Below are 13,124 nucleotides of genomic sequence, written 5' to 3'. Positions count from 1 at the left end.
GGGGCATGGTTACATGCTTAAAGTAGCAGTTATTGGGCTTGGTGAAATCTCAAAAATTCATCTGCCAGTCATCGAAGAAAGTAAGAATGCAGAATTAGTGGCAGTATGCGATATAGATGAGACACTGAAAGACACGGTTCCAGGAGTACCCTTTTATACTGATTACCATGAAATGCTTGCAAATGAAACATTGGACTGTGTTCATATCTGCCTTCCGCATCATCTCCATTACCCAGCTACCAAAGCTTGTGTGGAACATGGTGTACATGTATTACAGGAAAAACCCTTAGCCAGAAATGCAGAAGAAGGCATGAATCTAGTTGATTTAGAAGATCAGTATAAAGATGTCAAAATATGTATTTGTTTTCAAAACAGGTTGAATGAGACATTTGTGAAGCTCAAGGAAATTGTAGATAGTGGTGAGTTCGGCAAGGTAACTGGCTTAAAAGGTTTGGTTACTTGGTTTAGACCGAAGTCTTATTACGATGAGAAGCCTTGGCGAGGAATTATGAGACAAGCTGGTGGCGGTGTGATGATTAATCAGTCCATCCATACACTGGATTTAATGCAGCTCATTGGTGGTGAGATTGATACAATTCGTGGCTCTATTGATAATTTATTTGATTATGGATATGAGGTAGAGGATACCGCAGCAGCTAACATTCAATTTAAAAATGGAGCAACAGGGTTATTTTTTGCTACGGTAACGAATGCGACGAACTCTTCCGTTGAGTTTCAAGTTATTCTGGAAAAAGGGAAACTGACCATCAAAGATAGTATTTTGACGAAGACGAATGAAGATGGAACGAAAGAGAGAATCATAGAGGATTCTAAACTTCCGGGCAGTAAATTTTATTATGGAGCAAGTCATTCTATGTTAATTAACCATTTCTACTCATGCATTGAAAAGGATTCACAAGATTATATTCATGTAAAAGATGCACAAACATCTATGGAAATGATTAGTGCGATACGGAGATCCTCTGAGATTAAAAAAACAATTAATATGGAGGTATACAAATGACTAAAGGTAAAATTGGCGTACAAATGATGATGTTAAAGCAAAAAGTGGAAGAACTTGGTGCATATGAAACGATGAAAAAACTGCACGAACTTGGCTTTAGCGCGGTAGAGGTTTCACAAATTCCAATGACAGAAGAAAATGTTGCAGAATTAAAACGTGCAAGTGAAGATTTTAATATTAAAATTGCAGCATTATCCGCTGGGTTAGAACCAATGCTTCCAGGCGCACCTGGTGAAACATTATCAAATGACTTTGATAAGATTGTAAACGATGCGAAAACGTTAAACTGTAACTTCATTCGTATCGGAATGTTACCATTTAATGTAATGGGTGATAAAGATCGTATCATGGCATTTATCGAAAGAGCGGAGGCAATGGCTCATCGTTTGGCTGAGCATGGAATTGAATTATATTACCATACACATCACATTGAATTCCAAAAATATGATGGTGAGTTTTTACTAGATCTGATTAAAAATAATACATCCAAACTTGGCTTCGAACTTGATGTTCACTGGATTCAAAGAGCTGGTGTAAACCCTGTAGAGTTTGTTAAACAATATAAAGGCAGAATTTCATTATTGCACTTGAAAGACTACCGGATTGGGCAATTGGAAGTTACGGAAGATGACTTGAAAGACTTAGCGCAGTTCATGGTTAAATTCACTAATACAATTGAATTTGCTGAAGTAGGCGAGGGTAATTTAGATATTCCTGCAATTATGGAAGCAGGTCTTGAAAGTGGTGCACAGTACTTCCTAATCGAACAGGACGATACGTATGGCAGAGATCCATTTGATTGTCTAGAGACTTCTGCAGAAAATCTAAGAAAATTGGGATATTCTGACTGGTTTTAATCTAGTATTCTAATAATTTCATGGGTAGGGCCGCCGAATAGACGGCTTCTATCCATTTAATCTGTATATAAAGGAGCGATATATTTTGGGGAAAAATGACGGTATGAATTATGCACCAAAAGGAAAGCCGAATCCAGTTGTCAAAGAGGGCGAATTTCAAATTGCGGCAGCGGCACTTGATCATGGACATATTTATGGAATGTGCAATGGCTTAGTAGAAGCTGGAGCAACATTAAAATGGGTTTATGATCCTGATTCTAAAAAGGTAGAAGAGTTTGTCGAGAAGTTTCCGGAAGTAAATGTAGCCCAATCTCTAGAACAAATTTTAAATGACGATGAAATTAAACTAGTTGCAGCTGCTGCTATACCATCTGAACGCAGTACACTTGGAAATAAAGTGATGGAAGCTGGTAAGGATTACTTTACAGATAAAACACCTTTTACAACAATGGAACAGTTGGAAGAAACGAAAAAAGTTGTGGAAAGAACTGGACAAAAATATATGGTTTACTTTAGCGAACGCCTTCACGTTGAGGGAGCTGTTTTTGCTGGTCAGCTTATTAACGATGGAGCAATTGGTAAAGTAATCCAGGTTACTGGATTCGGACCACATCGTCTAAATGCACCGAGTCGTCCAGACTGGTTCTTCAAGAAGGAACAATATGGTGGAATTCTATGTGATATTGGTAGTCATCAAATTGAACAATTCCTATACTATACAGGGAACAATGATGCGAAGGTATTGCATAGTAAAGTAGCTAATTATAATAATCCGGAATATCCAGAGTTAGAAGACTATGGTGATGCAACACTAGTTGGAGATAATGGAGCGACTTTTTACTTTAAAGTGGACTGGTTTACTCCAGATGGCTTAAGCACTTGGGGAGACGGCCGCACATTTATTACAGGGACAGAGGGTACTATAGAGATTCGTAAATATGTGGACGTTGCACGTGAAGAATCTGGAGATCATCTATTCCTTGTTAATAAAGATGGGGAGAAGCATTATGAACTTTCTGGAAAAGTTGGGTTCCCATTCTTCGGTGAGTTGATCAAGGATTGCATCCATCGCACAGAAAATGCAATGACACAGGAACATGCATTTAAAGCTGCTGAATTATGTCTTAAAGCGCAAGAGGAAGCGGTTGTAGTAACAAAATAGATTTGGTTGTACATGAATTGGGTAGGCACCTTCTTACGAGAAGGTGTCTATTTTTTATAGTGGAATCACAGGCAGTAAGCTCCAACTGATTGAAGATTCATTTTATCTTTTGTAATCTAAATGTCCATCTATAAGAAAAAGCCCCCACCTAAGGCGAGGGCTTTCATTTAGAATCTAATTATTCTTTCGCTGCTTCTCTCTTTTCAGCTAAAGCAATTTCAAGTTTTTTCGTACGTTCCTTGTTTAATGGATAAACAAATACTAGTATAAGGAATACGATAAAGTAGGTAATGGCTGGTATAAGTGTTGCTACCGTATAAATTCCATCCTTCACTTCTTGTGCTTGTACAGTGGCTGCGTTGTTATAACCTACAAATGTAAGTGCGTACCCAGCAAGTCCTCCTGCAAACGCCTGTCCAATTTTCCTTGCGAAGGAATAAACCGCATAAACGGTACCGTCTTCACGGGAACCTGTTAAATATTCTTGATAGTCAATCGCATCTGAAACGAAGGCCCAAATAATCAGATTGAAAAATGCAAAACCAAAAAGACCAATTGCATTGATAGTGAAAAAGACTGGTAAAGATATATTTGGAATCAGATAGAGTACTAGATAAGCGATACCCGCTATCAGCATTCCAGCTGAGCCAAGCTCTTTTTTACCAAAACGCTTCACAAGCGGTGTCAGGGCTGGCATGGCTAGGAATACGGCACCACTTTGTATTAAACTAAATATACTAAAAGCGGTTGCATTTTCAAAATAGTCTTTGAAAAGATATATGTTAATAGAACCGACAAGCATCATTGTCAACATAAATAAGATAGAAGCAACCAAAAGTGTAATTAATGGCTTATTTTTCGCAAGGCCTTTAACCGTTGTTGCAAAATTAATATTTTCACCTGGTTTCTTCTCTGGTTGCTTAATACGTTCAGTAGTTAAATTTACACAGGCCATGTAACATGCAATAGCTAAAATAGCAAATAAGACAGCAATCATGGACAAACGACTTGCAGAAACTTCATTATCCACGAATACAATCAGTGGTGCACCTGCGCTAATGACAAGGTTCGCTGCCATCGCACCGGTAGTTCTCCATCCAGATAGTGATGCGCGATCAGTGGAATCACTAGATATAACGGAAGCCATGGAGCCATATGGAATGTTTACAGTTCCGTATAGTGCTGCCCATGCCATATAAGTAACATACGCATAAGCTAAATAAAATCCATCGGACATACCAGGAATAGGAAGGAAAAGTAATATAGTAGCTATAGCAAGCGGAAATGACATTCTAAAGATCCAAGGCTTAAATTTCCCTTTCGATGTTGTCTTCCTAGAATCGATAAAACGCCCCCATACTACATCTGTAATCGCATCCCAGAACCGGGCAACTAAGAATAGTGTACCAACTGCAGCGGCACTAATACCGAAGACATCGGTATAGTATACCATTAAGAATGTACTTACAAGTATAAAAGAGAAATCGTTTCCAAAATCACCAAATAAGTAACCGATCTTATCTCTCATGCCGAATGGGCGTACTGGTTTTGTATTGTTTGGCAATTGTTCAGGTGTTTTTAATGCAGCTTGACTCATTTGAAAATCCCCCTTGATAGTTTAATCGCTTTCAATTTACTTAACAGAAAACCTTTTCTGAAATTTCAACGAAGTATATTGGTTATTTTGTTAAGCCAACAAACTAACTCTTAAACTTATAATATATGAAAGCGTTTTATTTAGCAAGCACTTTTTGCTAAATGCTAGAGTAGGAAATTTCACTTAAGGTTTTTTTAAAGAGTCTGGCTTTAAGCAAGTATGTACACTAAGGCTGGATTTGTTAACCAATCAAGGTTAATAAACCCAAAGAGTGCTAAAAATTTGTTTAAATAGAAAAATAGACAACCCATGGAACATAAGATAGCTGCTTCCTCGTATGAAACACCATGGAAGCAGCTATCTTTCTTGAAAGAGGAGTTTTTAGTTCATTATCTGTTACACTGTTAACGGAGATTCTGTAGCTTCTAAATGCAGGGCTGCTTCCGGAATAGTCAAAATCAGCTCAGGCACTTCTAAAAATTGCTCAATAGCTAATGCACAGGCACCAAGTACGCATGCCCGGTCTGCTAAATCAGATAATACAATATTTCGGTAGCGACTAATTGAACAGTTTAAATGACTCTTTAATTCCTCTATAGCTTTTGGATACAGTTTTAATAATTTGCTGTTTAACACAATTGTTTCCGGATTATGCATATTAATAATGTTATTGATCCCTATTGCAAGGTATTTAATAAACCTTTTAAAACACTCTACTACTTGAAGATTTTGCTCGTCTATAAACTCTTGAATGTCATCGAAGCTTAGATTTGGTTTATTAAGTGTGACAGACAGCTCATCTAATATCCTAGGCTCGGAGGCATAACGTTCCCAGCAGCCATGATTCCCGCATGAACAGGGTTTACCGTCCGGAGAGATAATCATATGCCCCATTTCGCCGGCATAGCCGTGATATCCCTTATATAAACCGCCATTAATAATAATTCCAACACCAATACCCGAGGTTAAAAGGATGGATAGTAAATCATAATCCTGGTGATGATTGTAAACCCTCTCAGAATAAGCTGCTAAGTTAGCGTTATTTTCAATTGTAATTGGTAAATCCACACTTTGTAAAAGTGTAGCCTTTAGATCCTTTTTCCTCCAGTTAAATTTTGGAATAAAATGAAGTGACTCATCCGTATTAATGGTTCCATGCACCCCGATTATTGCAGAAATTAAACCATAAAGGGCATGCGAATATCTCTCTTTATAGGTATCAATTTGATCAGCTATTAGTTTAGTGACCGTGTTATAATCCTTTGTATCCAGTTGAATGATGTGGTGTTCTACTGGAGTTCCAGCTAAATCTGAAATGGTGAACTGGGTAGTGGGATAATCTAAATCTATTCCCAGTACATATCCAACTTGGGCATTAATTGAAAGCATAATTGGCCTTCTCCCGATTGCTTGGTGCTCGTGTTTTGTCTCGTAAACGAGCTTCTCTTCTAACAGATCAGAAACCTGAACAGAAATCGTTGCTTTATTTAATCCCGTGGTCTTTGATAAATCAGCTCTAGATATATATCCATGTTTAACAATTTCTTTAAGAATAAGACTCCTGTTTATCTTTTTAATGTACGCACCATCACCTGTAACCATGAACGTACGCCCCCTTTTGTGATCTATTTTGTAAACTACTTAATTTGTCTATTATATAAAGTATAGAAATATAACTTATTCATATTGGAAGGGTTTTCATTTTTGTGCAAAATAAAATAATCCTTATTTACTATTATAGCAAAGATTTAGTAAATTGTTATAAAATATTTAAAAGAAGTTTGGTTGAGTTTCATTGCAATAATTTATATAGTAATAATAGAAACAGCTTTTATAGGAAGTTCAAAAAGTCCGGTAAAAATGACACTTCGATCAGGGGAACTTCTGCTAAACCGCCCACGTCCTGTGGGCAACGCAGAAGTCACCACATCCTGTGGAAGCTCGTTGGCTTGCTTTTCCTGCGTGCAAAATCGTCTGCTCATGTATTAAAAGCATACATTAAAACATCTGCACCTGTATCTACGAGGTTATTCAAGAAGTTAATTCCTCGGTGCAAGCCAGCGGAGAAGTAATTTCGTCGAGGTAGGCTCGCTACTCAAAGCTGCGCCGCCTTGAACTTCTTGGTCCTTTTTATCCTCCTTTTTGAACCCTTATGAAAATTTAAGAAGAATGGGGAAATTACAATGAAGATTGCACTAATAGCACATGATAAGAAAAAAGATGATTTGGTTCGATTTGCAGAAGCATATAAATATGTTCTGGAGAAGCACAATCTATATGCTACTGGTACAACTGGATTACGAATTGCTGAAAGTACTGGTCTTGAAATCTATCGTTTTCAGTCAGGTCCATTAGGGGGCGACCAGCAGATTGGTGCATTAATCGCAGAGAATAAAATGGACATGATTATCTTTTTCCGTGATCCGTTAACTGCACAACCTCATGAGCCAGATATATCTGCTTTATTAAGGTTGTGTGATGTATATTCCATTCCTCTAGCTACGAACATGGGAACAGCTGAAATGCTTATTCACTCATTAGACCGTGGCGACCTTAAATGGAGAGAGATTATTCATCAGCGTAATAACCAATAGGTTTTTGAAAGTGAATGGATAAGGACTTTCTAAGTTCTAAAAAAGTTAAATATTATTGACGTGCAAACTAGAAGATGATATTCTAAATTTAATTAATTTGTTTATTAAACAAATTAATTTCACGTGTATAAGAACTCGTTTTACAAATATAGATTTCTGATGGATACTTGCTAATCTTAAGATAAGTTATCTTCCTTTTTTCAAATGTTTGAAAGGGATTACAGATGATTTTAGAAACAGTTAGATTAAGAAGTCTCAAATAAAGTAAAGCGGGAATGATAATAATATATAGTAAAAGAAATGAAAAGCTATTTCCTGAATGGAGTGATTATGATGAGTATTCTTCAAGAACTTGTACAGGGTATTCCGGTTCCTAAAATGGCTAAAGTTAAACAGACATTTGAAATAACACAGCTAGAAGATGTTGTGGGCACCTTAAAGGCAGAGTTAGAAGGTGTGAAGGACCTTATTAAGCCAGGAGCAGAAATCGCTATTGCTGTTGGAAGCAGAGGTACCGATGGTCTAGTAGAAATTACAGCAACCACTGTTCAATTTTTAAAAGATTGTGGAGCAAAGCCATTTATTGTTCCTAGTATGGGTAGTCATGGTGGAGCAACTGGTCCTGGCCAAAAGGCAGTATTAGAGCACTTAGGTGTATCAGAAGAAAGTGCTGGCTGCGAAATCCGATCTTCTATGGAAGTAGTTAAGATAGGAGAGCTGCCAAATGGTTTGCCAGTTTATATTGATAAATATGCATCTGAAGCAGATGGTATAGTTGTCATCAACCGTGTGAAGCCACATACTGCATTCCGAGGAAAAGTAGAAAGTGGAATTATGAAAATGATTTCTATCGGTCTAGGGAAACAAAAGGGTGCAGAAGCTTGTCATCAGTTAGGATTTAAACATATGGCAGAGCACATCCCTGCCATGGCGAAAATTGCTATTGAGAAGAAACCAATTCTTTTTGGTGTAGCTACAGTAGAAAATGCCTTTGACAAGGTAGCTAAACTACAAGTGTTAAGAGCAGACGAAATCGAAGAGAAAGAACCAGCACTTCAAGAACTTGCTAAAAAACTGCTTCCTAAGATTTTTGTAGACCAGATTGATGTACTTGTCATCGATCAGATTGGTAAAAATATTAGTGGGGATGGAATGGATCCTAATATTACAGGGCGTTATCCAACTCCATATGCGCACGGGGGACCAGAAGTATCCAAAATGGTCGTATTAGATTTAACACCACAAACAGAAGGAAATGCAAATGGTGTCGGAACTGCTGATTTTACGACGCAGCGTCTAGTGGATAAAATGGATCGCGAAGCAACCTATGCGAATGGTTTAACTTCCACAGTTGTTGGACCAACTCATATTTCAACCGCAATGCCAAATGATAAGATGGCGATACAAGCGGCAATTAAAACATGTAATATTTTAGATTTTACAAAGGTGAAACTCGTTCGTATTAAAGATACCTTGCATGTTGGCGAAATAGAAGTATCTGAGAATCTTCTTGATTACGTGAAAGAACATCCTAATATGGAACAAGTATCTGATTTATATGATTTTGACTTTAATGAAGAAGGAAATTTTAAATAACAGTAGGGGGACATTACACAATGGAAAATTTATTTGATCTGACTGGAAAAGTAGCAGTAGCAATTGGAGGAAATAGTACTCTAGGTTCTGCAATGGCAAAAGGATTAGCGAATCAAGGTGCTAAAGTTGCGATTGTAGGTCGTAATTTAGATAAAGCTGAAGAAGTAGTTAAAGAAATTCAAGCAGATGGTGGAGACGCGAAAGCTTTCCAAGCAGATGTTAGTGAGCTTGAAACAGTAGAACGTGTAGCAAAAGAGATTGAAGATTGGGCAGGTGGCTGGGATATTCTCCTAAATGCACCTGGTAAAAATAGTTCTACTCCATTCTTGGAGTTATCACAAGAAGAATATGATGATATTATGAGTGTTAACTTAAAAGGATTAGTGTTTACTACTCAAATCTTTGCTAAACAAAATATCGAGAAGAATCGTAAAGGTAGTATCATTAACATTTCGTCTGTTTCTTCTACTATACCTTTATCTAGAGTATTCACTTACTCTACATCTAAAGCTGGTGTAAACAGTGTGACACAATACTTAGCTCGTGAATTTGCTCCAAACGGAATTCGTGTAAATGCAATTATTCCTGGTTTCTTCCCGGCAGAGCAAAACCGTAAGATCCTTGATGATTCACGTATCGAATCTATTATGAACCATACACCAATGAAACGCTTTGGTGAGCCAGAAGAATTACAAGGAGCTACTATCTACTTAGCTTCTGAGAAAGCATCTGGATTTGTAACAGGTACACTAATGCGAGTTGACGGTGGATACTTAGGAATGACAATCTAATAATAGCTCTACACTAGAGGCTTTGGGTTTAACCAAAGCCTTTTCGGCTCAAAAGCGAAAGCACACGCTTGGGGACGTATAGTGGTGAGGAAATCTCGCCAGTCGGAGTGCGCTGGACTAGACGCTAAGTAAGCAATACAGTTGTAAAGGAAGAGGTATGATGCAAAGAGAACTGGTTATTGGACTGGATATTGGAACGACAAGTGCAAAGTCTGTAGTTTTTGACCTAAAAGGAAATCTAATTGCAGAAGCAGAGGAGTTAGTAGAGACGTATTATCCGAACCCTGGTTGGGCTGAACAAAGTCCTAAAGAGGTTGAAGATGCTACTGCAAAAGCATTAAAAGACTCTATTCAAAAGGCAAGTGCAAAGCCTGAAGAAATTTTGAGTGTAGGAATTTCATGTGCGATGCATTCACTAATTTGCTTAGATGATGCGTATCAGCCATTATCACAAATGCTTATTTGGTCAGACACAAGGAGCAGTGAATTAGCAGAGCGCTTTATTCATGATAAGGGCAACAATATCTTCTCAAGAACAGGAACACCAATCCACCCAATGTCTCCATTTGTTAAATTAATGTGGATGAAGGAAAACCATTATGAGGCATATGAAAAAGCTGCTTACTTCATGACAATGAAAGAATATCTGCTTTATAAGTGGTTCGGTGAGAAGGTAGCAGACTATTCTATGGCTTCTTCTACTGGATTAATGAATGTAGAGAAATTGGATTGGGATGAAGATGCATTAGAGCTAGCTGGAATTAGAGCAGATCAGCTTTCTAAGATTGTTCCCCCTACTGAAATATTGACGAATATTAATGGAGAAGTAGCGGAGGAAATTGGTATTTCTGTTGATACGCCATTCGTTATTGGGGCAGCCGACGGACAGTTAGCTAACCTCGGTAGTGGTGCTATTTCCCCTGGCGAAGTAAATGTTTCTGTTGGAACGAGTGGAGCAATCAGACAGTTTGTGAAAGGTGCTCCGGTAAATGATAAGATGGAAACCTTCACTTACGCTTTCACGGACGATACATCGATTATTGGTGGACCAACGAATAATGGTGGAATTGCATTGCAATGGCTGAAAGATATAATTGAATTTAAAGGGACTCATGATGAATTAGTAGCTGGAGCAGCACAAGTAGAGGTTGGTTCTGGAGGCATCATCTTCTTACCTTATGTAAATGGAGAACGAGCTCCATTATGGAATGGACGTGCGAAAGGCAACTTCTATGGTTTGGATATCGCTCATACGAAGGATCATTTGGTTCGTGCAGTGCTTGAAGGGGTAACCTTTAATATCTACCAAATAGGAAAATCCCTGGAAAAGATTGCAGGTAAACCAGAGAAAATTACAGTAAATGGTGGTTTATCAAAATCTAGATTGTGGGTTCAAATCATGGCGGATGTTTTTGGCCAGGAAATATATTTATCTGACACACATCATAACGCTGCATGGGGAGCTGCGTGGACAGCACTCGTAGGGATTGGTAAGGCTGAAACCTTTGCAGATATAAAGTCAAGTCTCCCAGCAGAGAGTGTGACCCAGCCAAATATGGAGAACCACGAAAAATATAAAGAGATTTATAAGCAATATGAAGAACTTGGTCACAGTATCGAGAAATTCTTTTAATGAAAAGGAGAGTTGCCCTTAGAGGGTAGCTCTTTTTTTGCAGATAGGAACGTAAAAAATTTCTAACTCCATAAGTATATTAAGACATTCACCTAGAAGCTTGGTGAATGCCGCGTTATCTAACAGAAGGAGAGCATTCTTGCGTAAGTCTCGTAGGTATAGCACAGTTGGTATATTGGGGTTATGGCATGCTCCTCCGTTTCCAATGTCTTGATATTTTACATGCTTACAGATAGTATAAGAATAATCAATAGTTTGTTTAACATTCAAACTATTAGGAGTCTAGTTTGTAGTAAAGGGGAAGAAAATGGGGAAACATTTTATATCACGTTATCTTTATATCTTTTATTGCTTTGTATTTATACTTCATATCATAAATGTATTTTTAGAAAGTGAAACGATGAATGATACAATTGGATGGTTTGCGCTGGTAATGCTAGTTGTATCCTTTGCTGGGGCATCAAGGCTCTTTAAGATTCTAGGAATGGCATTTTTATTTGTTGGAGGCACCGTATACCTTACAGCCGGACAGTCTATCATAGCCATACCAAGTCTGTTTACTTCCAATATGAGTTTATTAGTCTTACTTTCCATGTTGCCGTGGATGAACAGTGTAGTAAAGAGTGGCCGTTTTGATAAAAGCTTAAATAGTTTGTTACATGTGAATGCGAAAGACTTAGGAAGTCTTTATCCGCGATCTTCTGCAATCACATTGACACTTGCTTCCTTTTTAAACTTATCTGCCGCAACGATATCTCAGGATGTGTTGAAAGAACAATTACAAACCTTGAAAAAGGATGTTAGAGATTCTTTTATTGGAACATCTACCCTTAGAGGCTATACTTTAGCGCTATTGTGGAGTCCTTTAGAAATTCTGCTTGCGGTCACCATATTTACTACAGGTGTGGGCTACGTTTCTTTACTGCCATGGTTACTCCTTATAGCAGGAATAACATTTTTATTGGATTCTTTATGGGGACGTTTTTATTATCGCAAATATAACTATCGCTTAGACAGGGAAGTTAATATAGATAAAAAAGCGTTGATTAAAAAAATAGCGCATTTGCTGCTGGCACTTATTCTATTCTTAGTTTTAGTGATTGCGATAGGGAATAATTTAAACTTAGACTTTATCTTTACGGTTACGATTTTAATCTTTCCATTTTCCTTGGTATGGTCTATTGTAATGAAGCGTTTCAAGAGCTTTTGGACGATTGGCTGGAGAACTTGGATAGAAAAAACAAACACAATGCAGAATTTCGTCGTATTATTCCTGTCATTAGCATTCTTTGCAAACAGTATAAATGATACGCCATTTCTTCTTTTTATCCAGCAGCCGATCATTGCTCTCGCTGAGTACCCATTCATTATCTTTGTTATCATACAGCTTATCTTTATTGGTTTAAGTATGTTCGGTGTACATCCAATTGCAACGATTGGAATGTTAAGCGGAATTGTTGCCGTATTAATAGAATTGATGAATCCATTAAGTCTCGCAATTGTAATGATAACCAGTGCAATAGCTACACTTACGGTTGGATCATATGGGTTGGTCGTTCAGTTGACCTCTAACAATACAGGACAAAGTCCATATCGAATCACGTTGAATAATTTGCCGTATGCCTTGATCTTTGGAGGAATTGGCTCTTTTGTTGGATATATTCTCTTATAATGAAAGTCGAAAAAATTAAATTGACAGGGATGACTGACGATTATTGAATGGCCGAAATGAATAACTTTAAAACATAAGAGGCTGGGACAAAACCCCAGTGAATAAAAAATAAGGCGTGGGGCTTACAATATAAAACTGTAGGCCCCACGCCTTTTATGCCATTTTTAAGTAAACAAAAAGGACACCTTTTGATAAAAT

At 37.7% G+C, this 13,124-nt stretch carries 10 protein-coding genes; 8 read left to right on the top strand and 2 right to left on the bottom strand.

Features of this window, described 5'->3' with window-relative positions; genetic code table 11:
• Positions 1-13 precede the first annotated feature (13 nt).
• The 3 genes from D8M04_RS18230 to D8M04_RS18220 all read left to right on the top strand — a co-directional run bounded on the left by D8M04_RS18230 (position 14) and on the right by D8M04_RS18220 (position 3,043).
• Positions 14-1,024, top strand: a complete 1,011-nt coding sequence (locus D8M04_RS18230; protein WP_121524846.1) for a Gfo/Idh/MocA family protein — start codon at positions 14-16, stop codon at positions 1,022-1,024.
• Complete coding sequence (locus D8M04_RS18225) at positions 1,021-1,881, top strand: sugar phosphate isomerase/epimerase family protein (RefSeq protein ID WP_121524845.1); 861 nt, start codon at positions 1,021-1,023, stop codon at positions 1,879-1,881. The genes D8M04_RS18230 and D8M04_RS18225 overlap by 4 nt, the downstream gene beginning before the upstream one ends.
• Before the next feature lie 85 nt (positions 1,882-1,966).
• Complete coding sequence (locus D8M04_RS18220; RefSeq protein WP_121524844.1) at positions 1,967-3,043, top strand: Gfo/Idh/MocA family protein; 1,077 nt, start codon at positions 1,967-1,969, stop codon at positions 3,041-3,043.
• Positions 3,044-3,221: 178 nt separating this feature from the next.
• On the opposite strand, the gene D8M04_RS18215 is transcribed toward D8M04_RS18220, so the two are convergent.
• The gene (locus tag D8M04_RS18215) at positions 3,222-4,640 is read right to left on the bottom strand and encodes an MFS transporter (RefSeq protein WP_121524843.1); all 1,419 of its coding nucleotides are present in this window, start codon (positions 4,638-4,640) and stop codon (positions 3,222-3,224) included.
• 396 nt (positions 4,641-5,036) lie between these two features.
• Positions 5,037-6,242, bottom strand: coding sequence for an ROK family transcriptional regulator (locus D8M04_RS18210; RefSeq protein ID WP_121524842.1), 1,206 nt, complete (start codon positions 6,240-6,242; stop codon positions 5,037-5,039).
• Positions 6,243-6,823: 581 nt separating this feature from the next.
• Here D8M04_RS18210 and mgsA point away from each other — a divergent pair.
• The 5 genes from mgsA to D8M04_RS18185 all read left to right on the top strand — a co-directional run bounded on the left by mgsA (position 6,824) and on the right by D8M04_RS18185 (position 12,926).
• The gene (gene mgsA / locus D8M04_RS18205; RefSeq protein WP_121524841.1) at positions 6,824-7,234 is read left to right on the top strand and encodes a methylglyoxal synthase; all 411 of its coding nucleotides are present in this window, start codon (positions 6,824-6,826) and stop codon (positions 7,232-7,234) included.
• Between the two features lie 333 nt (positions 7,235-7,567).
• Complete coding sequence (locus tag D8M04_RS18200) at positions 7,568-8,830, top strand: nickel pincer cofactor-dependent isomerase, group 22 (protein ID WP_121524840.1); 1,263 nt, start codon at positions 7,568-7,570, stop codon at positions 8,828-8,830.
• A gap of 20 nt (positions 8,831-8,850) precedes the next feature.
• On the top strand, positions 8,851-9,621 hold the full coding sequence (locus D8M04_RS18195) for an SDR family oxidoreductase (RefSeq protein WP_121524839.1): 771 nt from the start codon (positions 8,851-8,853) through the stop codon (positions 9,619-9,621).
• 160 nt (positions 9,622-9,781) lie between these two features.
• Complete coding sequence (locus D8M04_RS18190) at positions 9,782-11,254, top strand: gluconokinase (protein WP_121524838.1); 1,473 nt, start codon at positions 9,782-9,784, stop codon at positions 11,252-11,254.
• A gap of 307 nt (positions 11,255-11,561) precedes the next feature.
• Complete coding sequence (locus D8M04_RS18185) at positions 11,562-12,926, top strand: hypothetical protein (RefSeq protein ID WP_121524837.1); 1,365 nt, start codon at positions 11,562-11,564, stop codon at positions 12,924-12,926.
• Positions 12,927-13,124 lie beyond the last annotated feature (198 nt).

The sequence above is a fragment of the Oceanobacillus piezotolerans genome, assembly GCF_003665065.1.
GTDB lineage: Bacteria > Bacillota > Bacilli > Bacillales > Amphibacillaceae > Oceanobacillus > Oceanobacillus piezotolerans.
This window is presented reverse-complemented; position numbering and strand designations above follow the sequence as displayed.

What these genes read in the sequence shown, in the direction of transcription:
- D8M04_RS18200 (WP_121524840.1), top strand. Translation starts at nt 7,568, where the DNA reads ATGAGTATTCTTCAAGAACTTGTACAGGGTATTCCGGTTCCTAAAATG.
- D8M04_RS18195 (WP_121524839.1), top strand. Translation starts at nt 8,851, where the DNA reads ATGGAAAATTTATTTGATCTGACTGGAAAAGTAGCAGTAGCAATTGGA.
- D8M04_RS18230 (WP_121524846.1), top strand. Translation starts at nt 14, where the DNA reads ATGCTTAAAGTAGCAGTTATTGGGCTTGGTGAAATCTCAAAAATTCAT.
- D8M04_RS18185 (WP_121524837.1), top strand. Translation starts at nt 11,562, where the DNA reads ATGGGGAAACATTTTATATCACGTTATCTTTATATCTTTTATTGCTTT.
- D8M04_RS18225 (WP_121524845.1), top strand. Translation starts at nt 1,021, where the DNA reads ATGACTAAAGGTAAAATTGGCGTACAAATGATGATGTTAAAGCAAAAA.
- D8M04_RS18210 (WP_121524842.1), bottom strand. Translation starts at nt 6,242, where the DNA reads ATGGTTACAGGTGATGGTGCGTACATTAAAAAGATAAACAGGAGTCTT.
- D8M04_RS18215 (WP_121524843.1), bottom strand. Translation starts at nt 4,640, where the DNA reads ATGAGTCAAGCTGCATTAAAAACACCTGAACAATTGCCAAACAATACA.
- D8M04_RS18190 (WP_121524838.1), top strand. Translation starts at nt 9,782, where the DNA reads ATGCAAAGAGAACTGGTTATTGGACTGGATATTGGAACGACAAGTGCA.
- mgsA (WP_121524841.1), top strand. Translation starts at nt 6,824, where the DNA reads ATGAAGATTGCACTAATAGCACATGATAAGAAAAAAGATGATTTGGTT.